The sequence below is a fragment of the Pseudomonas sp. PSE14 genome, assembly GCF_029203285.1.
In the GTDB taxonomy this organism is placed as follows: Bacteria; Pseudomonadota; Gammaproteobacteria; order Pseudomonadales; family Pseudomonadaceae; genus Pseudomonas.
This window is the reverse complement of record NZ_CP115669.1, coordinates 2,482,115-2,504,295: the sequence shown is the minus strand read 5'-3', so window position 1 is coordinate 2,504,295 and position 22,181 is coordinate 2,482,115. Positions and strand designations below refer to the sequence as shown.

The following is a 22,181-nucleotide window of genomic DNA, read 5'->3' as shown; positions in this document are numbered from 1 at the left end:
CAGTGACTCGAGGCAGGTTTACGTTAACGTAAAGGTAAACGACCGAGCAAGAAGATTCCCATGCCCACGACCTACACCATCTCCGAGCTGGCCCGCGAACTGGACGTCACCACCCGCGCCATCCGCTTCTACGAGGAGCAAGGCATGCTCAGCCCCGAGCGCCGCGGCCAGGAGCGCATCTACAGCCCGAAGGACCTGGTGGCCCTGAAGCTGATCCTGCGCGGCAAGCGCATCGGCTTCTCGCTGGCCGAGTGCAAGGAGCTGATCGACCTCTACGACCCCAGCAGCGGTAACCGCAAGCAGCTGGAAACCTTCATGGGCAAGATCGCCGCCCGGCGCGCCCAGCTGGAGCAGCAGATGCTCGACATCGAGCAGATGAAACTGGAACTGGACACCGCCGAGGAACGCTGCCTGGCTGCCCTCGACGAGACCGAGAAGAAGCAACGCGCCTCCGTGTGAGCGCCCTCCCCCTGATTCCAAGTACAAAAAAGGTGCAGACCATGAGCTATCCGTCCCTCAACTTCGGTCTCGGCGAGACCATCGACATGCTGCGTGATTCCGTCCATCAGTTCGCCCAGGCCGAACTGGCCCCGCGCGCAGCGCAGATCGACCGCGACAACGAGTTCCCCATGGACATGTGGCGCAAGTTCGGTGACATGGGCCTGCTGGGCATGACCGTGGAAGAGGAGTACGGCGGCACCAACATGGGCTACCTGGCCCACGTGGTGGCGATGGAGGAGATCAGCCGCGCTTCCGCCTCGGTCGGCCTGTCCTACGGCGCCCATTCCAACTTGTGCCTCAACCAGATCCGCAAGAACGGCACCCACGAGCAGAAGCAGAAGTACCTGCCCAAGCTGTGCTCTGGCGAGCACATCGGCGCCCTGGCCATGAGTGAGCCCAACGCCGGTTCCGACGTGGTGTCGATGAAGCTGCGAGCCGAAAAGAAGGGCGACCGCTACGTGCTCAACGGCAACAAGATGTGGATCACCAACGGCCCGGATGCCAATACCTACGTGATCTACGCCAAGACTGACGTCAACGCCGGCTCGCGCGGCATGACCGCGTTCATCGTCGAGCGCGACTTCAAGGGTTTCTCCCGCCACCAGAAGCTGGACAAGCTCGGCATGCGCGGCTCCAACACCTGCGAACTGGTGTTCGAAGACGTCGAAGTGCCGGAGGAGAACATCCTCGGCGCCGAAGGCCGTGGCGTGGCCGTGCTGATGAGCGGCCTGGACTACGAACGCACCGTGCTCTCCGGCGGCCCGACCGGGATCATGACCGCCTGCATGGACGTGGTGCTGCCCTACGTGCACGAACGCCAGCAGTTCAAGCAATCGATCGGCGAATTCCAGCTGGTGCAGGGCAAGCTGGCCGACATGTACGCCGGCATGAACGCCTCCAAGTCCTACCTGTACAACGTGGCCAAGGCCTGCGACCGCGGCGAGGAATCGCGCAAGGACGCCGCCGCGGTGATTCTCTACACCGCCGAAATGGCCACCAAGATGGCCCTGGACACCATTCAACTGCTCGGCGGCAACGGCTACACCAACGAGTACCCGGCCGGCCGCCTGCTGCGCGACGCCAAGCTCTACGAGATCGGCGCCGGCACCAGCGAAATCCGCCGCATGCTGATCGGCCGCGAGCTGTTCAACGAGACCCGCTGAACCTATCCGCATCCGTCCCTGTAGGAGCGAGCTTGCTCGCGAACCAGCCCCCGCAGCGGAGGTTGTTCGCGAGCAAGGGCTAGGCGCCCCCCTCGCTCCTACAAAGAATCCCGCTCGTGGAGACGCCATGACCATCCTCGGCACCCAACTCAACACCCGTTCCCCGGAATACGCCGCCAACGCCGCGACCATGCTGGAGAACGTCCAGGACCTGCGCGCCCTGCTCGGCCGCGTCCACGAAGGCGGCGGTGCCGCCGCCCAGGCCAAGCACACCGCACGCGGCAAGCTGCTGGTGCGTGAGCGCATCAACCGTCTGCTCGACGCAGGCTCGCCCTTCCTCGAAGTCTCCGCCCTGGCCGCCCATGGCGTGTACGGCGAAGATGTCGCCGCCGCTGGCGTGGTCGCCGGCATCGGCCGCGTGGAAGGCGTGGAATGCATGATCGTCGGCAACGACGCCACGGTGAAGGGCGGCAGCTACTACCCGCTGACCGTGAAGAAGCACCTGCGCGCCCAGACCATCGCCCAGCAGAACCGTCTGCCGTGCATCTACCTGGTGGACTCGGGCGGCGCCAACCTGCCGCGCCAGGACGAGGTCTTCCCCGACCGCGAGCACTTCGGCCGCATCTTCTTCAACCAGGCCAACATGAGCGCCCAGGGCATCCCGCAGATCGCCGTGGTGATGGGCTCCTGCACCGCCGGCGGCGCCTACGTGCCGGCAATGAGCGACGAGACCATCATGGTGCGCAACCAGGCCACCATCTTCCTCGCCGGCCCGCCGCTGGTGAAGGCCGCCACCGGTGAAGTGGTGAGCGCCGAGGACCTGGGTGGCGCCGACGTGCACTGCAAGACCTCGGGCGTCGCCGACCACTACGCCGAGGACGACGAGCACGCGCTGGCCATCGCCCGCCGCTGCATCGCCAACCTCAACTGGACCAAGCAGGGCAAGCTCAACACCCTCGCCCCGCGCGCGCCGCTGTATGCCAGCGAAGAGCTGTACGGCGTGATCCCGGTGGACAGCAAGCAGCCCTTCGACGTGCGCGAGATCATCGCGCGCCTGGTCGACGGCAGCGAATTCGACGAGTTCAAGGCGCTGTTCGGCACCACCCTGGTGTGCGGCTTCGCCCACCTGCACGGCTACCCGGTGGCGATCCTCGCCAACAACGGCATCCTCTTCGCCGAAGCCGCGCAGAAAGGCGCGCACTTCATCGAACTGGCCTGCCAGCGCGGCATCCCGCTGGTGTTCCTGCAGAACATCACCGGCTTCATGGTCGGCCAGAAGTACGAGGCCGGCGGCATCGCCAAGCACGGCGCCAAGCTGGTCACCGCGGTGGCCTGCGCCCAGGTGCCGAAGTTCACCGTGATCATCGGCGGCAGCTTCGGCGCCGGTAACTACGGCATGTGCGGCCGCGCCTACGACCCGCGCTTCCTGTGGATGTGGCCCAACGCGCGGATCGGCGTGATGGGCGGCGAACAGGCCGCCGGCGTGCTGGCCCAGGTCAAGCGCGAACAGGCCGAACGCGCAGGCTCTGCGCTGTCCGCCGAGGACGAGGCGAAGATCAAGGCGCCTATCCTCGAACAGTACGAGCGCCAGGGTCACCCCTACTACTCCAGCGCCCGCCTGTGGGACGACGGCGTGATCGACCCGGCGCAGACCCGCGACGTGCTCGGCCTCGCCCTCTCCGCCTCGCTCAACGCGCCCATCGAAGCGACCCGCTTCGGCGTCTTCCGCATGTAAGGCCGCCGCCATGACCGACTTCCAGAACATCCAACTCGACATCGACCCGCGCGGCGTCGCCAATCTCTGGCTGAACCGCCCGGACAAGAACAACGCCTTCAACGCCCAGACCATCGCTGAGCTGATCCTGGCGCTGGACGCCGTGGCTGCCGACGACCGCGTGCGCCTGCTGGTGCTGCGCGGACGCGGCAAGCACTTCTGCGGCGGCGCGGACCTTTCCTGGATGCAGGAATCCGTGCAGCTGGACTACCAGGGCAACCTGAACGACGCCCAGCAACTGGCCGAACTGCTCTACAACCTGCACCAGCTGAAGAAGCCCACCCTTGCCATCGTACAGGGCGCGGCCTTCGGCGGCGGCGTCGGACTGGTCTCCTGCTGCGACATGGCGCTGGCCGCCGAGGATGCGCAGTTCTGCCTGTCCGAAGTGCGCATCGGCCTGATCCCGGCCACCATCGGCCCGTTCGTCACCAAGGCCATCGGCCAGCGCGCCGCCACCCGCTACGCCATGACTGCCGAGCGTTTCAGCGGCATTCGCGCCCGCGAGCTGGGCCTGGTGGACGAGCACTACCCGGCCGCCGAGCTGGACGAGAAAGCCGACACCTGGATCGCCAACCTGCTGAACAACAGTCCGGCGGCGCTGGTGGCCTGCAAGGCGCTGTTCCATGAAATCGGCGCCGGCGAGCTCAAGCCCGAACTGCGTCGCTACACCGAAACGGCCATCGCCCGCATCCGCATCAGCCCCGAGGGGCAGGAAGGCCTGCGCGCCTTCCTGGAAAAACGCAAACCGGCCTGGCAGGAGCAAGTCTGATGAGCAAGATCGATACCCTGCTGGTGGCCAACCGCGGCGAAATCGCCTGCCGCGTGATGCGCACCGCCAAGGCCCTGGGCCTGACCACCGTGGCCGTGCACAGCGCCACCGACCGCAATGCCCGCCATGTCGAAGAGGCCGACATCGCCATTGACCTGGGCGGCGCCAAACCGGCTGAAAGCTACCTGCGCGCCGACGCCGTGCTGGCCGCTGCCAAGGCCGCCGGCGCCCAGGCCATCCACCCCGGCTACGGCTTCCTCTCGGAGAACGCCGGCTTCGCCCGCGCCTGCGAAGAGGCAGGGCTGGTCTTCCTCGGCCCGCCGGCCAGCGCCATCGACGCCATGGGCAGCAAGTCCGCGGCCAAGGCGCTGATGGAAACCGCCGGCGTGCCGCTGGTGCCCGGCTACCACGGCGAGGCCCAGGACTACGCGACCTTCCAGCGCGAAGCGCAGCGCATCGGCTACCCGGTGCTGCTGAAAGCCGCCGCGGGCGGCGGCGGCAAGGGCATGAAGGTGGTCGAGCGCGAGGCCGAACTGGCCGAGGCGCTGGAGTCCGCCCAGCGTGAAGCGCAGTCCGGTTTCGGCGACTCGCGCATGCTGGTGGAGAAGTACCTGACCAAGCCCCGCCACGTGGAAATCCAGGTCTTCGCCGATAAACACGGCAACTGCCTTTACCTCAACGAACGCGACTGCTCGATCCAGCGCCGTCACCAGAAAGTGGTGGAAGAAGCGCCGGCGCCGGGCCTCTCCGTCGAACTGCGCCAGGGTATGGGCGAGGCCGCCGTGCGCGCCGCCCAGGCCATCGGCTACGTCGGCGCCGGCACCGTGGAGTTCCTCTACGACGAAGGCAGCGGCCAGTTCTTCTTCATGGAGATGAACACCCGCCTGCAGGTGGAGCACCCGGTCACCGAAGCCATCACCGGCCTCGACCTGGTGGCCTGGCAGATCCGCGTCGCCCGTGGCGAGCCGCTGCCGATCAGCCAGGAACAAGTGCCGCTGATGGGCCACGCCATCGAAGTGCGCCTCTACGCCGAAGACCCCGAAGGCGGTTTCCTGCCCGCCAGCGGCCACCTCACGCTGTACCGCGAACCCGCCGCCGGCCCCGGCCGCCGGGTGGACAGCGGCATCCGCGAGGGCGACGACATCTCGCCGTTCTACGACCCGATGCTGGCCAAGCTGATCGCCTGGGGCGAGAACCGCGAGGAAGCCCGCCAGCGCCTGCTGTCGATGCTCGGCGAAACCGCCGTTGGCGGCTTCAAGACCAACCTGGCCTTCCTGCGCCGCGTGCTGGCCCACCCGGCGTTCGCCGAGGGCGAGCTGGATACCGGCTTCATCGCCCGCTACCAGGACACCCTGCTGCCCGCCCCCAGCGCCCTGCCCGAGCGCTTCTGGCAGCTCGCCGCAGAAGCCTGGGTGCAGAGCGAAACCGCCCGCGTGCGCGGCGACGACGCCCATTCGCCCTGGTCCGCCCAGAGCGGCTGGCGCAGTGGCCTGCCGGGAGAAACTGACCTGCACCTGCTGGCCAAGGGCGAATCCCACGTGGTGCGTCTGCGCCATGCCGACGGCCAGCGCATCGCCAAGCTGGATGGCCAGTGGCTGGATGTGAAGGATGGTGAGATTCGCCGCCGTCACCAGGTGATCCGCCGGGGCGACAGCCTCTATCTGGAATGGAACGGTGAGCTGGTGGCCGTGCAGCGTTTCGACCCCATCGCCGAGGCCGAAGCGGCCCACGCCCACCACGGCGGCCTGGGTGCGCCGATGAACGGCAGCATCGTGCGCATCCTGGTCGAACCCGGCCAGAGCGTCGAAGCTGGGGCAGCCTTGGTGGTGCTCGAAGCCATGAAGATGGAACACAGCATTCGCGCGCCGCACGCTGGCGTGGTGAAATCGCTGTATTGCAGCGAAGGCGAGCTGGTGTCGGAGGGTACGGCGCTGGTGGAGCTGGAGGAGGCGTCGGCGTAACGACCAAAAGCCCCTCTCCCCCGCCCTCTCCCTGAAGGGAGAGGGAGTATCCGTGCCACGCGGACCTTCCGTGTGAGCCGGAAACCTCCCGCCGCTCAGGACAGTCCCCTCTCCCTTCAGGGAGAGGGTTAGGGAGAGGGTGCCGAGCATTGCGCACCCTCCTCCATGGAACACTACGAGGACCGCAAATGACCCTGCCCCAATCCGTCCGCCTGGTCGAAGTCGGCCCGCGCGACGGCCTGCAGAACGAGAAGCAACCCATCGCCGTCGCCGACAAGGTACGCCTGGTGGACGACCTCACCGCCGCTGGCCTCACCTACATCGAAGTCGGCAGCTTCGTCTCGCCCAAGTGGGTGCCGCAGATGGCCGGCTCGGCGGAAGTCTTCGCCGGCATCCAGCAGAAAGCTGGCGTCACCTACGCCGCCCTGGCGCCGAACCTGAAGGGCTTCGAGGCCGCGCTGGAATCCCAGGTCAAGGAAGTCGCGGTGTTCGCCGCCGCCTCCGAGGCCTTCTCGCAGAAGAACATCAACTGCTCGATCAAGGAGAGCCTGGAACGCTTCATCCCGGTGATGGAAGCGGCGCGCCAGCACGGCGTGCGCGTGCGCGGCTACGTCTCCTGCGTGCTCGGCTGCCCGTACCAGGGCGAGGTGGACGTGGCGCAGGTCGCCGCCGTCGCCGAGGAACTGCACGCCATGGGCTGCTATGAAGTCTCCCTGGGCGACACCATCGGCGTCGGCACCGCCGGCGCCACCCGCCGCATGTTCGAAGTCGTCGGCCAACGCGTGCCCCGCGCGCAACTGGCCGGGCACTTCCACGACACCTACGGCCAGGCCACCGCGAACATCTACGCCAGCCTGCTGGAAGGCATCGCGGTGTTCGACAGCTCGGTCGCAGGCCTGGGCGGTTGCCCCTATGCCAAGGGCGCCACCGGCAACGTCGCCACCGAAGACGTGCTCTACCTCCTCAACGGCCTGGGCATCCACACCGGCATCGACCTCGACAAGCTGATCGACGCCGGCGCGCGCATCTGCGCCGTGCTCGACAAGCCCAACGGCTCGCGTGTGGCCAAGGCGCAGTTGTCCAAGCGCTAAAGCATGCCTGTACCTGCCCGATACAAGTGCGCTCGGAGCGGCCCTCACCCCAACCCTCTCCCAGAGGGAGAGGGGGCTGATTGTGTCGGCTGACACAGTAGCTTCATCCTGAACCGAACGGTCCCCTCTCCCCTTGGGAGAGGGTTAGGGTGAGGGAAAGCACAGGCACGGATTTCAGAAGCCACACACAGACCGTAGGGCGCATAAGGCGGAACGCTTTCCGCCGCCAGGCCATCGGCGCACAACGCCTGTGGCGTTATGCGCCCTACCGGCTGACGGTGAACCCGACCTGTAGGAGCGAGCTTGCTCGCGAACCCGAGCCCGCAGCGGGGTTTGTTCGCGAGCAAGCTCGCTCCTACGAAAAGCAATCCCCCCATGACCCGATGCTGACCCGTCCGCCACATCCCGGTACAGTGCGCCCTCTGCCCTCCCCGCGCACGGCCCGCCCATGACCGATACCGACAGCCTCAAGGACTACCCCAGCGTTCGCCAACTGGCGATCCGTTCGCTGTTCGAGATCTTCGAGCAGTTCAGCGAAGGCACGGTAATCGTCGACCGCGAGGCGCGCATCGTCTGGATCAACCAGCGCTACGCCCAGCGCTTCGGCCTGGACAGCGCCGAGCAGGCCATCGGCCGCCCGGTGGAACAGGTGATCCCCGGCAGCCTGATGCGCGAAGTGGTCAGCAGCGGCCGGCCGATGCTGCTGGACATTCTCGACATGGCCAAGGACCCGCTGGTGGTCATGCGCGTGCCGATCCGCGATGACTCCGGCGTTGTCATCGGCGGCATCGGCTTCGCCCTGTTCGACGAACTGCGCGCGCTGTCGCCGCTACTCACCCGCTACCAACGCATGCAGGCCGAACTGGCCTCGACCCGTTCGCTGCTGCAGGCGCGCCAGGCCAAATACAGCTTCGGCCATTTCATCGGCACCAGCCCGGCCAGCCTGGAAGTAAAACGCCGCGCCCGCCGTGGCGCGGCCAGCGAGGCGCCGATCCTGTTGCTGGGCGAGACCGGTACCGGCAAGGAACTGCTCGCCCACGCCATCCACGCGACCTCGCCGCGCGCCGACAAACCCTTCGTCAGCCTCAACGCCGCCGCCATTCCCGAGACCTTGCTGGAGGCCGAATTCTTCGGCACCGCGCCGGGCGCCTTCACCGGCGCCGACCGCAAGGGCCGCGCCGGCAAGTTGCAGATAGCCCAGGGCGGCACGCTGTTCCTGGACGAAATCGGCGATATGCCGCTGACCCTGCAGAGCAAGCTGCTGCGCGTGCTGCAGGAAAAGGAATTCGAGCCCGTCGGCTCCAACGAAGTGCTGCGCAGCGACATCCGCCTGATCGCCGCCACCTCCATCGACCTCGACGCCGCCCTGCGCGAGGGGCGATTCCGCGCCGACCTGTTCTACCGGATCAACGTCCTGCCGATCGAGATCCCGCCGCTGCGCGAGCGCCTGGAGGATTTGCCGGCACTGTGCGAAGCCATCCTCGATGGCCTGCGCGACGACCGCCAGACGCTTTACGAACTGGACGCCGGCGGCCTCGCCCTGCTCGCCCGGCACGCCTGGCCGGGCAACGTGCGTGAACTGCGCAACCTGCTGGAGCGCACCGTGCTGCTGGGCGACCGCCCGCAGATCGACGCCGCCGCCCTGCGCTCGGCGCTGGGCGAACTGCAACCGCTGCCGGCCACCTCGACGGCGCCAGCAGCCAAGCTGGCCGAAGGACAGGACTTCTACGCCGCGCGGGACGCCTTCGAGCGTGAACTCATCGCCAATACCCTGGCCGAACATGCCGGCAACGTCGATGCAGCCGCGCAACGCCTGGGACTGGGGCGCTCGACACTCTACAAGAAGATGGCGGCGCTGGGTCTTCAATCCTGAAAAAGAGACGAGTCTCCAAAAAGAGACAAAGCCTTCCAGCAGCTGATCCAGGACGCAAGAACGAATATATCCGCCGCCTTGTCTCAAAATAGAGACAAGCAAGTTCTCCCCATTCGCGCAAATCTCAAAATAAGACTTAAAAATCAAATAGTTACAATCCTGGCACGGTCCTGGCTATGTCGCCTCTCGCGGCCCTCGCGCCGCACAGCCGACATAACAACAATCAACGCTGCCCGAACGCGAACTGACCCCAGCGGACACCACGGCTAGTCCCGCTTCGCACACGGCGCCGCGTCAGGAGATCACCCGATGAGCCGTTCCACGCTCAATCATGCCGCCATTCTGACCGCCCTCGGTTCCACCCTCGCCCTCTCGCCCCAGGCCTTCGCCGAATTCATCGCCGACAGCAAGGCCAGCGTCGAGCTGCGCAACTTCTACTTCAACCGCGATTTCCGCCAGGACAACGCCGCGCAATCCAAGCAGGAAGAGTGGGCGCAGGGCTTCCTGCTGCGCTACGAATCCGGCTACACCGAAGGCACCATCGGCGTGGGCGTAGACGCCCTCGGCCTGCTGGGCGTGAAGCTCGACTCCAGCCCCGACCGCGCCGGCTCCGGCCTGCTGCCGCGGGACAAGGAGAAGGTCAACGGCGCGCCCGACGACTACAGCGAACTGGGCCTGACCGCCAAGCTGCGCGCCTCCAAAAGCGTGCTGAAGATCGGCACCCTGCTGCCCAAGCTGCCCACCGTGCTGGCCAACGATTCGCGCCTGCTGCCGCAGACGTTCGAAGGCGCCCACCTGAACTCCACCGAGTTCGCCGGCCTGACCTTCGACGGCGGCCGCCTGCGCCAGGTGAGCCAGCGCGACTCGTCCAACCGCGAGGACATGACCGTTACCAGCGGCAGCGCGCGCGGTATCGTCGCCACCGACACCAGCGACCAGTTCGACTTCGCCGGCCTGAGCTACAAGTGGACGCCGCAGCTGACCACCGGCTACAGCTACGCCAAGCTCGACGGGCTCTACGACCAGCACATCGTCAACCTGGTGCACGTCCTGCCCATCGCCGCCGGCCAGGCGCTGAAGACCGACCTGCGCTACGCCCGCTCGGACGAAGACGGCCACAGCAACGTCGACAACCGCGCCTTCGGCGCCATGCTCACCTACACCCTCGGCGGCCACGGTTTCGGCGCTGGCTATCAGAAGATGAGCGGTGACACCGGCTTCGCCTACATCGGCGGCACCGACGCCTTCCTGGTCAACTTCGTGCAGATCGGCGACTTCGCCAACCGCGACGAGAAGTCCTGGCAGGCCCGCTACGACTACGACTTCGCCGCACTGGGCGTGCCCGGTCTGACCTTCATGACGCGCTACCTGTCCGGCGACAACATCGACCTGGGCGCGAACAGGCCCGAAGGCGAGGAATGGGAGCGCGACACCGACATCGGCTACGTGGTGCAAAACGGCCCGCTGAAGAACGTCGGGGTGAAGTGGCGCAACGCGACGGTGCGTTCCAGCCATTTCGGCAACGACCTGGACGAGAACCGCCTGATCCTCAGCTACGTGCTGCCGCTCTGGTAATCGCCTGAGCGCCTGATCGTCAAGCAAGCCCACTACAACAAGAATGACGCGCGGCTCGGAGCCGCGCGACAACTGGAGATACTTCGATGAGCGTGGTCATCGCCCTCGCGGCCCTTGCCCTGCTGATGCTCGCCGCCTACCGCGGCTACAGCGTGATCCTCTTCGCCCCCATCGCCGCGCTGCTGGCGGTGCTGCTGACCGACCCTTCCGCCGTGGCGCCGGCCTTCACTGGCGTGTTCATGGAGAAGATGGTCGGCTTCGTCAAACTCTACTTCCCGGTGTTCCTGCTCGGCGCGGTGTTCGGCAAGCTCATCGAGCTGTCGGGCTTCTCGCGCTCCATCGTCGCCGCCGCCATCCGCCTGCTCGGCACGAGCCAGGCGATGCTGGTGATCGTGCTGGTCTGCGCCCTGCTCACCTACGGCGGCGTGTCGCTGTTCGTGGTGGTGTTCGCGGTCTACCCGTTCGCCGCCGAGATGTTCCGCCAGAGCAACATTCCCAAGCGGCTGATCCCGGCGACCATCGCCCTGGGTGCGTTCAGCTTCACCATGGACGCCCTGCCCGGCACCCCGCAGATCCAGAACATCATCCCCACCGCCTTCTTCAACACCACCGGCTGGGCCGCGCCCTGGCTGGGGCTGATCGGCAGCCTGTTCGTCTTCACCGTGGGCATGCTGTTCCTGCGCCGCCAGGCAGGCAAGGCGCGCGCCGCCGGCGAAGGTTACGGCACCGAGCTGCGCAACGAGCCGGAAACCGCCGACGACATCAAGCTGCCCAACCCACTGCTGGCGCTCTCGCCACTGGTGCTGGTGGGCGTCGCCAACCTGCTGTTCACCCACTGGATTCCCCAGGTCTACGGCAAGACCCACAGCCTGCAACTGGCCGGCATGGCCGCGCCGGTGGCCAGCGACGTGGCCAAGCTGACCGGCATCTGGGCGGTCCAGGCGGCGCTGCTGCTGGGCATCCTGCTGGTGCTGGTGAGCAGCTTCGCGGTGATTCGCAGCAAGATTGCCGAGGGCAGCAAGACCGCCGTGTCCGGCGCACTGCTGGCGGCCATGAACACGGCGTCGGAATACGGCTTCGGCGCGGTCATCGCCTCGCTGCCGGGCTTCCTGGTGCTGGCCGATGCGCTGAAGAAAATCCCCGATCCGCTGGTCAACGAAGCGATTACCGTCACCAGCCTGGCCGGCATCACCGGCTCGGCGTCCGGCGGCATGAGCATCGCCCTGGCGGCCATGTCCGAGCAGTTCATCGCCGCCGCCCACGCCGCCAACATCCCGTTGGAAGTGCTGCATCGGGTCGCCGCCATGGCCTCCGGCGGCATGGACACCTTGCCGCACAACGGCGCGGTGATCACCCTGCTGGCGGTCACCGGCCTGACCCACCGCGAAGCCTACAAGGACATCTTCGCCATCACCCTGATCAAGACCCTCGCGGTGTTCGTGGTGATCGGGACCTTCTACGCCACCGGGATTGTATAAGCCGGTTGTTTCAAAGCGGGCGCCGCGCGGCGGCCGCCCCGTTCCAGAGGAGATTTGCATGACACTCAAGGGCAAGACCGCACTGGTCACCGGCTCCACCAGCGGCATCGGACTGGGCATCGCCGCGCGGCTCGCGCAGGCGGGCGCCAACGTGGTGGTCAACGGCTTTGGCGACATCGACGCGGCCGTGCGCGAACTGTCGGTACACGGCACGCGCATCGGCCACCACGGCGCGGACATGGCGCTGCCGGAACAGATCGCCGAGATGATCGCCTACGTCGAGCGCGACTTCGGCGGCCTCGACATCCTGGTCAACAACGCCGGCATCCAGCACGTCGCGGCGCTGGAAGACTTCCCCGTGGAACGCTGGAACGCGATCATCGCCATCAACCTCTCCTCAGTGTTCCACACCACGCGCCTGGCGCTGCCGGGCATGCGCCAGCGCGGCTGGGGACGCATCCTCAACATCGCCTCGACCCACGGCCTGGTCGCCTCCGCCGGCAAGAGCGCCTACGTGGCCGCCAAGCACGGGGTGATCGGGCTGACCAAGACCACCGCCCTGGAAACCGCCACTACGGCCATCACCTGCAACGCCATCTGCCCCGGCTGGGTGCTGACGCCGCTCGTCCAACAGCAGATCGATGCGCGCATCGCCGCCGGCGCCAGCCCGGAGCAGGCGCGCCACGACCTGCTGGCGGAAAAGCAGCCGTCGCTGGAGTTCGTCACCGCCGACCAGCTCGGCGAACTGGCACTATTCTTGTGTAGTGAGGCCGCCGCGCAGGTCCGGGGCGCAGCCTGGAACATGGATGGTGGCTGGATCGCGCAATGACCTGAGGGTTCCTACGGCGCTTCGTGACATGATGCGTAGGCACCGTCCGTCGGCGGTGCCCTTCGCCCACAAGAACCAGCTGGAGTCGTAGTCGATGAACCAGGCGCTCTGGAGCCCCTCCCCCGAACGCATCGCCGCCACCCGCATGGACGCCTTCCGACGCAAGGTGGCGCAGGAGCACGGGCTGGACCTTCCCGACTACGGCGCCCTGCATGCCTGGAGCATCACCGAGCGCGAGGCGTTCTGGCTGGCCATCGTCGATACTTTCGGCGTGCAGTTCCACGAAGCGCCCAGCGCAGTGCTCGAAGAAGGTCCGGAGATGCCCGATGCGCACTGGTTCCCCGGCGCCACGCTGAACTTCGCCGAACACCTGCTGCGCCGCCGCGATCATCACCCCGCGCTGATCGCCATCAGCGAGGACGAACAGCGCGAGGTGCTCAGCCATGCCGACCTGGCCGCCCAGGTCGCCGGCCTGCAGCTGGCCCTGCGCGAGGCCGGCGTGGGCGTCGGCGACCGTGTCGCGGCCTTCATGCCCAACACCTGGCAGACGGTGGTCGGCATGCTCGCCACCACCAGCCTGGGCGCCACCTGGTCGAGCTGCTCGCCGGACTTCGGCACCCAGGGGGTCATCGACCGCTTCGGCCAGATCGAACCCAAGGTGCTGATCGCCTGTGCCGGTTACCGCTACGCCGGCAAGACCCTGGACCTGACCGCCAAGCTCAACGAAATCCTCGCCCAGCTGCACAGCCTGGAACAGCTGGTGATCGTCCCCTACGCCCGCCCCGACGCGCGGCCGGGCGACTATCTGACCCTGGCCCGGGTCGACCTCTGGCAGGACTTCTACCAACCCGGCGGCGAACCCGTGTTCACCCCGGTGCCCTTCGACCACCCGCTGTACATCCTGTACTCCTCCGGTACCACCGGCGTGCCCAAGTGCATTGTCCACGGCACCGGCGGCGTGCTGCTGCAGCACCTGAAGGAACACGGCCTGCACGCCGACCTGGGAGCGAACGACACGCTGTTCTACTACACCACCTGCGGCTGGATGATGTGGAACTGGCTGGTCTCGGGCCTGGCCCAGGGCGCAAGCCTGGTGCTCTACGACGGCTCGCCCTTCCACCCCGGCCCGGAGCGGCTGATCGACCTGATCGACGCCGAGGGCATCAGCGTGTTCGGCACCAGTGCCAAGTACATTGCCGCGCTGGAAAAAGCCAACGTGCGGCCGCGCCAGACCCATTCGCTGGAGCGCCTGAAAGCCATTCTCTCCACCGGTTCGCCCCTGGCCCACGAGAGCTTCGATTACGTCTACCGCGACATCAAACCCGACCTCTGCCTGTCGTCGATTTCCGGTGGCACCGACATCGTCTCCTGCTTCGCCCTCGGCAACCCCACCGCGCCGGTGTGGCGTGGCGAGTTGCAGTGCAAGGGCCTGGGCATGGCAGTCGAAGTGTGGGACGACGCCGGCAAGCCGGTGCGAGGCGAGAAAGGCGAGCTGGTCTGCGTGCGGCACTTCCCGTCGATCCCGGTGGGCTTCTGGAACGACGAGAACAACGAGAAATTCCTCGATGCCTACTTCGCCACTTTCCCCGGCGTCTGGGCCCACGGCGACTATGCCGAGGAAACCGAGCACGGCGGCCTGGTGATCCACGGCCGCTCGGATGCCGTGCTCAACCCCGGCGGCGTGCGCATCGGCACCGCGGAAATCTACCGGCAGGTGGAGAAGATCGAGCAGGTGCTCGAATCCATCGCCATCGGCCAGGACTGGCAGGGCGACGTGCGCGTGGTGCTGTTCGTGCGCCTGCGCGAAGGCGCCGTGCTGGACGAGGCGCTGCAGGAGCGCATCCGCCAGACCATCCGCGCCAACACCACGCCGCGCCACGTGCCGGCGAAGATTCTCGAAGTGGCGGACATTCCGCGCACATTGAGCGGCAAGATCGTCGAGCTGGCGGTGCGCAACGTGGTGCACGGCCTACCGGTGAAGAACACCGATGCGCTGGCCAATCCGCAGGCGCTGGAGTTGTTCAGGGACAGGAAGGAGTTGGAGAGCTGAGTTTCTTCTGCATGGGTATCGCTTCGCTCCACCCATCCTACGAGAGCCCGACGTGCGAATTGGCCATGCCCGTCAGCGCGCCCATGGTCCGCTCATGCACGACCAGACAGCCCTCCGGAGGCGTGGTCCGGAGGCAGTCACGTAGGATGGGTGGAGCGAAGCGATACCCATCGAACCCGTAACGGGTTACTCGTCCAGCGACTCGGTGCCCAGCTCGTCCCATACCGCCTCGGCGAGGTGGAAAGTGGCATTGGCGGCCGGGATGCCGCAGTAGATTGCACTCTGCAGCAGCACTTCCTTGATCTCCTCGCGGGTCACGCCGTTGTTGCGCGCGGCGCGCAGATGCAGCTTGAGCTCGCCCTCGCGATTCATGCCGATCAGCATGGCGATGGTGATCAGGCTACGGGTGTGGCGCGGCAGGCCGGGGCGGGTCCAGATGTCACCCCAGGCGTGGCGGGTGATCATTTCCTGGAATTCCTCGTTGAATGCAGTGCGGTTCTGCAGGCTGCGGTCGACGTGGGCATCGCCCAACACCGCGCGACGAACCTGCATACCGGCTTCGTAGCGTTCTTTTTCGTCCATCTCAAAACTCCCATCGGAACCTATAGGAGCGAGCTTGCTCGCGAACAAACCCGGCTGCCGGGCCAGGTTCGCGAGCAAGCTCGCTCCTACACAAAAAGCGTTCAGGCGCGCAGGAAAGTCAGCACGCGCTGGCTGAAGGCGTCGCCGGCCTGCACGTTGGACAGGTGCGCGGCGCGCAGCTCCACCAGTTCCGCACCGGGAATGCGTGCCTGCAGGAAGCGGCCGTCTTCGGTGGTCGTCACCGGGTCGGCCACGCCGCAGACCACCAGGGTCGGCGCCGAGATCGCGCCGATCTCGGCGCGGAAATCGGCATCGCGTACAGCCGCGCAGTTGGCCGCATAACCTTCCGGCGAGGTCTGCGCCAGCATGCCGACAATGGGCGCGACCTTGCCCGGCTGGCCTTCCGCAAAGTCAGCGGTGAACCAGCGCGAGATCGACGCATCGCGCAGGTTGCGCATGGCCTCGGCACCGCCGCTGAGCACGGTTTCGATGCGCGGGTTCCAGACTTCCGGGGTGCCGATCTTGGCGGCGGTGTTGCACAGCACCAGGCGCGAGAGGCGCTCCGGCGCATGGATGCCCAGCCACTGGCCGATCAGGCCGCCCATGGACAGGCCGCAGAAATGCACGCGCGGAATATCCAGCGCATCCAGCAGGGCCAGCACGTCGCGGCCGTTCTGCTCGATGCTGTAGGGGCCGGGGGTGACCAGCGAGGCGCCGTGGCCGCGGGTGTCATAGCGCAACACGCGGAAGTGTTCGGTGAAAGCCGGAATCTGCGCGTCCCACATGTGCAGGTCGGTGCCCAGGGAGTTGGACAGCACCAGCACCGGAGCGCCGGCGGGCCCTTCCAGCAGGTAATTCAGGTCGCCATCGGCGAGACATACGGCAGGCATGCAAAGGCTCCTATCGCAAAACTTGGTTATGTTCGGCCAGCGCGCGCTCGACCCAGCGGCGCGCCTGGCCCAGGTAATGGGCGGGATCGAGCAGGCGATCCAGTTCCTCGACATCGAACTGAGCGGCAACCTCTGCGTTGGCGCCGAGCACCTCGCGCAGGTGCGCGACCTCCTTCACCGCCTGCTTGCAGCATTGCTCCACCAGATGGTGCGCGGCGTCGCGGCCGATGCGCTGGGCCAGGGCGATGCTCACAGCTTCGGCGAGCACCAGCCCGCGAGTGAGGTCGAGGTTCTCCAGCATGCGCTGGGCATCCACTTCCAGCCCCGGCACCAGCACCAGCGCCTGTTGCAGCGCGCCGGATACCAGGCAGCACAGCTCCGGCAGGCTTTCCCATTCGGCGTGCCACAGGCCGAGGCTGCGCTCATGTTCCTGGGGCATCGCGGAGAACAGGGTCGCGACCAGTCCCGGCGCGCGGGTGGCTGCGCCGATCAGCACGGCGGCACCCACCGGATTGCGCTTGTGCGGCATGGTGGACGAACCACCCTTGCCCGGTGCGGAAGGCTCGAAGACTTCGCCGGCCTCGGTCTGCATCAGCAGGCTGAGGTCGCGGCCCAGCTTGCCGAGGCTGCCGGCGATCAGGCCGAGCAGGCTGGCGAACTCCACCAGGCGGTCGCGCTGGGTGTGCCAGGGTTGCTCGGGCAGTTGCAGGTTCAGCTCCTGCGCCAGCGCTTCGGCCACGGCTAAACCCTGGTCGCCGAGCGCGGCAAGGCTGCCGGAGGCGCCGCCGAATTGCAGGCACAGCAGGCGCGGCTTGAGTTCGTTCAGGCGCTGGCGATGACGGGTGATCGCCCCCAGCCAGCCGGCGATCTTCATGCCCAGGGTGACGGGCGTGGCGTGCTGCAGCCAGGTGCGGCCGACCATGGGCGTGCCGGCGTGGGCCTGCGCTTGGATGGCAAGTGCGTCCGCCAACTGGATGAGATCGCCTTCCAGCAGCTCGATGGCGGCGCGCAGTTGCAGGACCAGCCCGGAGTCCATGGCGTCCTGGCTGGTGGCGCCCAGGTGCACATAGCGCTCGGCTTCTGCATCTTCGCTGGCAATACGTCTACCCAGCGCCTTCACCAGCGGAATCGCGGAATTGCCGGCGCTGCAGATGGCCTCGGCCAGGGCGTCGAAATCGTAGAGTTCGGCGCGGCAGGCGGCGGCGATGGGCGCCACGGCGCTGGCCGGTATCACACCGACACGGGCCTCGGCACGGGCCAGCGCGGCCTCGAAGTCGAGCATGCCCTGCACCCGGCCGTGGTCGCTGAAGATCGCGCGCATGGCGGGCTGGGTGAAGTAGGCGTCGAACAGGTGGTTGGTGCTCACTGGGCGGCTCCGGAGATCGGCGGCTTGGTCGGGACAGTATGGCGTGTTGGACGGCCCTCACCCCAGCCCTCTCCCAGAGGGAGAGGGAGCCGTCTGCTGCAGCAAGATAATTCAGCGCAGGGACGGCCGGAGGTGAACCTGTAGGAGCTATACGCGCTCGACGACCAGCGCCACACCCTGCCCCACGCCCACGCACATGGTGCACAGGCCGAACTTGCCGCCAGTCTTCTGCAACTGGTGCACGGCCGTCAGCACCAGGCGCGCGCCGCTGGCACCCAGCGGATGGCCGAGGGCGATGGCGCCGCCGTTGGGGTTCACCCGCGCGTCGTCATCGGCGATGCCGAGTTCGCGGGTCACCGCCAGGCCCTGCGCGGCGAAGGCTTCGTTCAGCTCGATGACGTCGAACTGGTCGACCGACAGGTTCAGGCGCTCCAGCAGCTTGCGTACCGCCGGGACCGGGCCGATGCCCATCACGCGCGGAGCGACGCCGGCGCTGGCCATGCCGAGCACTTTCGCGCGCGGCGTCAGACCGTGCTTCTTCACGGCTTCGGCGCTGGCGAGGATCAGCGCGACAGCGCCGTCATTCACGCCCGAAGCGTTGCCGGCGGTGACGGTCTTGCCTTCGCCGTTGACCGGCTTCAGCTTGGCCAGCGCTTCCAGCGTGGTGTCCGGGCGCGGGTGTTCGTCGGTATCGACAACGGTCTCGCCCTTGCGCCCCTTGATCACCACCGGGACGATTTCCTCGGCGAAGTAACCGGAAGCCTGGGCGACGCCAGCGCGCTGCTGACTGCGCAGGGAGAAGGCGTCCTGGTCGGCACGATTGACCTGGTAGTCGTCGGCCACGTTGTCGGCGGTCTGCGGCATGGCATCCACACCGTACTGGGCTTTCATCAGCGGATTGATGAAGCGCCAGCCGATGGTGGTGTCCTCGATCTTCTGGCCGCGGCCAAAGGCGCTGTCGGCCTTGCCCATCACGTAGGGCGCGCGGGACATGGACTCGACGCCGCCGGCGATGACCAGCTCGGCCTCGCCGCTGGCGATGGCGCGGAAGGCGGTGCCTACCGCGTCCAGGCCCGAGGCGCAGAGGCGGTTGAGGGTCACACCCGGCACGCTTTCCGGCAGGCCCGCCAGCAGCAGCGCCATGCGTGCCACGTTGCGGTTGTCCTCGCCAGCCTGGTTGGCGCAGCCGAGGTAGACCTCGTCCAGTGCAGCCCAGTCGACCTGCGGGTTGCGCTCCACCAGTGCCTTCACCGGCACGGCGGCGAGGTCATCGGCACGTACGCCGGAGAGCGAGCCGCCGAAGCGGCCGATGGGCGTACGTACGGCATCGCAGATGAAGACGTCGCGGCTCATTCCTCACCTCCCAGTTGGCCGTGGGCGGCCGCGGTGCGGGCTTCCAGGGCGCGCAGGGCTTCGAGCTCGACGTCGGTCGGTGCGACGGTCTCGGCCACCTGCTCGGCAAAGCGGATCGCCCAGCCGGTGTTCTCGATCACCTGCTCGCGGGTCACGCCCGGGTGCAGCGAGGTGACGATGAATTCGTTGCTGCCGGCTTCCGGCTCCATGATGCAGAGGTCGGTGATGATCGCCACCGGGCCCTTGCCCGGCAGGCCAAGCTGCTGGCGGTGGTCGCCGCCCTCGCCGAAGCCAACCGAGGTGATGAAGGCCAGCTTGTCGACGAAGGTGCGGTGGGACTGCTTGAGGATGATCAGCACTTCCTTGGCGGAACCGGCGATCTCCGGCGCGCCGCCGGCGCCGGGCAGGCGAACTTTCGGCCTGTTGTAGTCGCCGATGACGGTGGTGTTGATGTTGCCGAAGCGGTCGACCTGGGCGGCGCCGAGGAAGCCGACGTCGATGCGTCCGCCCTGCAGCCAGTAGCGGAAGATCTCACCGGTGGGCACCACGGTGTCGGCGGTTTCGGCCAGCTCGCCGTCACCGATGGACAGCGGCAGCACGCTGGGCTTGGCGCCGATGGGGCCGGATTCGTAGATCAGGACCACGTCAGGCGATGCGGTCAGGCGCGCGAGGTTGGCGGCCTTGGACGGCAGGCCGATGCCGACGAAGCAGACCGCGCCGTTCTTCAGGCGGCGGGCGGCGGCCACGGTCATCATTTCATTGGTGCTGTAGGCGCTCATTATTTGCCCTCCGCGAGTTTGGCTCGGAACTCGCTGAAATCTTTCGTGCCGCGGATGTAGGTATCGATCCAGGCGTTGAAGGTGTCGCGGTCGCGGGCGATCGGGTCCCAGGCTTGGTAGAAGCGGTTGTCGCGCTCGGAGTAGCCATGGGCGTAGGACGGATGCGAACCACCGGGCACCAGGCAGACGGCGGACAGCGCCCAGGTCGGCAACACGCAGGCGTTCATCGGCGCGTTGAGGTCGTCGACGATTTCTTCCACGGTGACGATGCAGCGCTTGGCGGCCAGGGCGGCTTCCTTCTGCACGCCGAGGATGCCCCACAGCAGCACGTTGCCCTTGCGGTCGGCCTTCTGCGCGTGGATCACAGTGACGTCCGGACGCACCGACGGCACGGCGGCCAGCTGCTCGCCGGTGAACGGGCAGTTGATGAACTTGATGTTCGGGTTGACCTTCGGTAGGTCGGAGCCGGCGTAGGCGCGCAGCACGGCGAACGGCAGGCCCGAGGCGCCGGCGACGTAGGAGTTGGCGAGGTCGGCGTGGCTGTGCTCGTCGATCTCAAGCTCGCGCGGCCAGCCCTTCTCCACCGCGTCACGCAGGCGGTGCAGCGAACCGACGCCGGGGTTGCCGCCCCAGGAGAAGGTCAGCTTGCGCACGCAGCCGGCGCCGATCAGCAGGTCGTAGACCAGGTCGGGCGTCATGCGCACCAGGTGCAGGTCTTTCTTGCCCTGGCGGATCAGCTCGTGGGAGGCGGCGGTGGGGATCAGGTGGGTGAAGCCTTCGAGGGCAACGGTGTCGCCATCGTGGACGAAGCGCTCGACCGCTTCGCGGAGAGTCAGGAGTTCAGCCATTTTCGGTCTCGTTCTGGTGGTCTGTGCCGATGGGAAAACACTACCGTCGGGGGGATGGGCGAACAATGCGATAATCGACTATTGGTGCGAATATCGAACACTTCTCTTAGGGGGCTAACGGACCTCCACTCGCTCGGTGGCAACCCCAAAACGTAGGAGCGGACTCCGTCCGCGATAGCCCCGAGCACAAGAGCATCGCGGACGGAGTCCGCTCCTACGGGTGTTCCGGGTGGGCGTGGCGCTATCGGCGGGCGGATCTGTTGTAGGAGCGAGCTTGCTCGCGAACCCGCCCAGCACCGGAGCGGCCGTATAGCTTGGTTCGCGAGCAAGCTCGTTACAGGGTCAGCACCGCGCGGGACTCACGCTTCCTGCAGCGCGCGGGGACGGTTGCTGCGGTCTTCGGCGTCGGCGGAAACGGCCTGCTGCAGCTGGAAGTCGAACTCGATCTCGGCAAAGCGCCCTTCCACACCGCGTTCCTTGGCGGCGGCCGCGTCCTCGACGAAACGCACCTCGCCGATCAGCCCGTCACGGGTGGCGTAGGCGAAGTCGTCCCACAGGTACTGGTCGCCGGCAAGGTTGATCTGCGTGGTCAGGTGGCGATGCCCCGGCGCGGAGATGAAGAAGTGGATGTGCGCCGGACGCTGGCCGTGACGACCGAGCTGGTTCAGCAGTTCCTGGGTCGGACCGTCCGGCGGGCAGCCGTAGCCGCTGGGCACGATGCTGCGCGCCTTGTAGCGGCCTTCGGCGTCGGTGACGATGCGCCGGCGCAGGTTGTACTCGGATTGGGTGCTGTCGAAGTACGAGTAGGTACCCTGGGTGTTGGCGTGCCAGAGGTCGACCACCGCACCCGCCAGCGGCTTGCCCTGCCGATCGAACACGCGCCCGGAAAGGAACATCACGGTGCCCGCGTCCTTGCCGTCGTCCATGCGCGCTTCGCCCTCGGACAACGGTGCGCCGGCCACGTACAGCGGGCCTTCGATGGTACGCGGGGTGCCGCCGCCGATGCCGGCGGCGGCATCCTGGGCGTCCAGCAGCAGGTCGAGGTAGTGCTCGATACCCAGGCCAGCAACGACAAGGCCGGCTTCCTGGCGGGCGCCGAGGCGGTTGAGGTAATCCACGGCTTTCCAGAACTCGTCGGGAGTGACACTCATATCTTCGATGAGCCTGGCGGTGTCCTGCAGGATGCGCAGGACGAGGCTCTTCACGCGCGGGTTGCCCTGATCGTTCAGGGCGCCGCTGGCTTCTTCGAAGAACTTCTGGATGTCGGCAGTGTGGGAAATCTTCACGGTCATGATGCGG

The 22,181-nt window shown here is 67.1% G+C and carries 18 protein-coding genes; 11 read left to right on the top strand and 7 right to left on the bottom strand.

Annotated elements, in window-relative coordinates; genetic code table 11:
- The first annotated feature begins 60 nt into the window (after positions 1-60).
- The 11 genes from O6P39_RS11760 to O6P39_RS11710 all read left to right on the top strand — a co-directional run bounded on the left by O6P39_RS11760 (position 61) and on the right by O6P39_RS11710 (position 15,064).
- Complete coding sequence (locus O6P39_RS11760) at positions 61-459, top strand: MerR family DNA-binding transcriptional regulator (protein WP_275611496.1); 399 nt, start codon at positions 61-63, stop codon at positions 457-459.
- A gap of 41 nt (positions 460-500) precedes the next feature.
- Positions 501-1,664 carry an isovaleryl-CoA dehydrogenase gene (locus tag O6P39_RS11755; protein WP_275611495.1) on the top strand — a complete coding sequence of 388 codons (1,164 nt, stop codon included), beginning with the start codon at positions 501-503 and terminating at the stop codon, positions 1,662-1,664.
- 127 nt (positions 1,665-1,791) lie between these two features.
- Entirely contained in the window at positions 1,792-3,399 is a 1,608-nt protein-coding gene (locus tag O6P39_RS11750) for a carboxyl transferase domain-containing protein (protein WP_275611494.1), read from the top strand.
- 10 nt (positions 3,400-3,409) lie between these two features.
- Entirely contained in the window at positions 3,410-4,207 is a 798-nt protein-coding gene (locus tag O6P39_RS11745) for a gamma-carboxygeranoyl-CoA hydratase (protein ID WP_275611493.1), read from the top strand.
- Positions 4,207-6,168 carry an acetyl/propionyl/methylcrotonyl-CoA carboxylase subunit alpha gene (locus O6P39_RS11740; RefSeq protein ID WP_275611492.1) on the top strand — a complete coding sequence of 654 codons (1,962 nt, stop codon included), beginning with the start codon at positions 4,207-4,209 and terminating at the stop codon, positions 6,166-6,168. The genes O6P39_RS11745 and O6P39_RS11740 overlap by 1 nt, the downstream gene beginning before the upstream one ends.
- A gap of 188 nt (positions 6,169-6,356) precedes the next feature.
- Complete coding sequence (locus tag O6P39_RS11735) at positions 6,357-7,259, top strand: hydroxymethylglutaryl-CoA lyase (protein WP_275611491.1); 903 nt, start codon at positions 6,357-6,359, stop codon at positions 7,257-7,259.
- 448 nt (positions 7,260-7,707) lie between these two features.
- Positions 7,708-9,132 carry a sigma 54-interacting transcriptional regulator gene (locus O6P39_RS11730; RefSeq protein ID WP_275611490.1) on the top strand — a complete coding sequence of 475 codons (1,425 nt, stop codon included), beginning with the start codon at positions 7,708-7,710 and terminating at the stop codon, positions 9,130-9,132.
- A 309-nt stretch (positions 9,133-9,441) separates the two neighbouring features.
- The gene (locus O6P39_RS11725) at positions 9,442-10,707 is read left to right on the top strand and encodes an OprD family porin (RefSeq protein WP_275611489.1); all 1,266 of its coding nucleotides are present in this window, start codon (positions 9,442-9,444) and stop codon (positions 10,705-10,707) included.
- An 86-nt stretch (positions 10,708-10,793) separates the two neighbouring features.
- Positions 10,794-12,185 (top strand): GntP family permease, encoded by a 1,392-nt coding sequence (locus O6P39_RS11720; RefSeq protein WP_275611488.1) that lies wholly within the window; start codon positions 10,794-10,796, stop codon positions 12,183-12,185.
- A 58-nt stretch (positions 12,186-12,243) separates the two neighbouring features.
- On the top strand, positions 12,244-13,014 hold the full coding sequence (locus tag O6P39_RS11715) for a 3-hydroxybutyrate dehydrogenase (RefSeq protein WP_275611487.1): 771 nt from the start codon (positions 12,244-12,246) through the stop codon (positions 13,012-13,014).
- Positions 13,015-13,108: 94 nt separating this feature from the next.
- Positions 13,109-15,064, top strand: coding sequence for an acetoacetate--CoA ligase (locus tag O6P39_RS11710; protein WP_275611486.1), 1,956 nt, complete (start codon positions 13,109-13,111; stop codon positions 15,062-15,064).
- A 186-nt stretch (positions 15,065-15,250) separates the two neighbouring features.
- Here O6P39_RS11710 and pcaC read toward each other — a convergent pair whose 3' ends face one another.
- From pcaC to catA, 7 genes are all read right to left on the bottom strand, one after another.
- Positions 15,251-15,646 (bottom strand): 4-carboxymuconolactone decarboxylase, encoded by a 396-nt coding sequence (gene pcaC / locus O6P39_RS11705; RefSeq protein WP_275611485.1) that lies wholly within the window; start codon positions 15,644-15,646, stop codon positions 15,251-15,253.
- A 101-nt stretch (positions 15,647-15,747) separates the two neighbouring features.
- A complete protein-coding gene (pcaD, locus tag O6P39_RS11700; RefSeq protein ID WP_275611484.1) occupies positions 15,748-16,536 on the bottom strand; it encodes a 3-oxoadipate enol-lactonase in 789 nt (262 codons plus the stop codon).
- Between the two features lie 10 nt (positions 16,537-16,546).
- Positions 16,547-17,857 (bottom strand): 3-carboxy-cis,cis-muconate cycloisomerase, encoded by a 1,311-nt coding sequence (locus O6P39_RS11695; RefSeq protein ID WP_275611938.1) that lies wholly within the window; start codon positions 17,855-17,857, stop codon positions 16,547-16,549.
- Between the two features lie 192 nt (positions 17,858-18,049).
- Positions 18,050-19,255: a 3-oxoadipyl-CoA thiolase gene (pcaF, locus tag O6P39_RS11690; protein WP_275611483.1), complete on the bottom strand. Its 1,206-nt coding sequence runs from the start codon at positions 19,253-19,255 to the stop codon at positions 18,050-18,052.
- A complete protein-coding gene (locus O6P39_RS11685; protein ID WP_275611482.1) occupies positions 19,252-20,034 on the bottom strand; it encodes a CoA-transferase subunit beta in 783 nt (260 codons plus the stop codon). Before O6P39_RS11685 ends, pcaF begins: the two co-directional genes overlap by 4 nt.
- Entirely contained in the window at positions 20,034-20,882 is an 849-nt protein-coding gene (locus O6P39_RS11680; protein WP_275611481.1) for a CoA transferase subunit A, read from the bottom strand. The genes O6P39_RS11685 and O6P39_RS11680 overlap by 1 nt, the downstream gene beginning before the upstream one ends.
- Before the next feature lie 359 nt (positions 20,883-21,241).
- The gene (gene catA / locus O6P39_RS11675; RefSeq protein ID WP_275611480.1) at positions 21,242-22,174 is read right to left on the bottom strand and encodes a catechol 1,2-dioxygenase; all 933 of its coding nucleotides are present in this window, start codon (positions 22,172-22,174) and stop codon (positions 21,242-21,244) included.
- Positions 22,175-22,181: the final 7 nt, after the last annotated feature.

Coding starts and splice junctions, on each gene's coding strand:
- O6P39_RS11730 (WP_275611490.1), top strand. CDS start 7,708: ATGACCGATACCGACAGCCTCAAGGACTACCCCAGCGTTCGCCAACTG.
- pcaD (WP_275611484.1), bottom strand. CDS start 16,536: ATGCCTGCCGTATGTCTCGCCGATGGCGACCTGAATTACCTGCTGGAA.
- O6P39_RS11725 (WP_275611489.1), top strand. CDS start 9,442: ATGAGCCGTTCCACGCTCAATCATGCCGCCATTCTGACCGCCCTCGGT.
- pcaC (WP_275611485.1), bottom strand. CDS start 15,646: ATGGACGAAAAAGAACGCTACGAAGCCGGTATGCAGGTTCGTCGCGCG.
- O6P39_RS11695 (WP_275611938.1), bottom strand. CDS start 17,857: ATGCGCGCGATCTTCAGCGACCACGGCCGGGTGCAGGGCATGCTCGAC.
- O6P39_RS11750 (WP_275611494.1), top strand. CDS start 1,792: ATGACCATCCTCGGCACCCAACTCAACACCCGTTCCCCGGAATACGCC.
- O6P39_RS11680 (WP_275611481.1), bottom strand. CDS start 20,882: ATGGCTGAACTCCTGACTCTCCGCGAAGCGGTCGAGCGCTTCGTCCAC.
- pcaF (WP_275611483.1), bottom strand. CDS start 19,255: ATGAGCCGCGACGTCTTCATCTGCGATGCCGTACGTACGCCCATCGGC.
- O6P39_RS11760 (WP_275611496.1), top strand. CDS start 61: ATGCCCACGACCTACACCATCTCCGAGCTGGCCCGCGAACTGGACGTC.
- O6P39_RS11720 (WP_275611488.1), top strand. CDS start 10,794: ATGAGCGTGGTCATCGCCCTCGCGGCCCTTGCCCTGCTGATGCTCGCC.
- O6P39_RS11745 (WP_275611493.1), top strand. CDS start 3,410: ATGACCGACTTCCAGAACATCCAACTCGACATCGACCCGCGCGGCGTC.
- O6P39_RS11710 (WP_275611486.1), top strand. CDS start 13,109: ATGAACCAGGCGCTCTGGAGCCCCTCCCCCGAACGCATCGCCGCCACC.
- O6P39_RS11740 (WP_275611492.1), top strand. CDS start 4,207: ATGAGCAAGATCGATACCCTGCTGGTGGCCAACCGCGGCGAAATCGCC.
- O6P39_RS11685 (WP_275611482.1), bottom strand. CDS start 20,034: ATGAGCGCCTACAGCACCAATGAAATGATGACCGTGGCCGCCGCCCGC.
- O6P39_RS11755 (WP_275611495.1), top strand. CDS start 501: ATGAGCTATCCGTCCCTCAACTTCGGTCTCGGCGAGACCATCGACATG.
- catA (WP_275611480.1), bottom strand. CDS start 22,174: ATGACCGTGAAGATTTCCCACACTGCCGACATCCAGAAGTTCTTCGAA.
- O6P39_RS11715 (WP_275611487.1), top strand. CDS start 12,244: ATGACACTCAAGGGCAAGACCGCACTGGTCACCGGCTCCACCAGCGGC.
- O6P39_RS11735 (WP_275611491.1), top strand. CDS start 6,357: ATGACCCTGCCCCAATCCGTCCGCCTGGTCGAAGTCGGCCCGCGCGAC.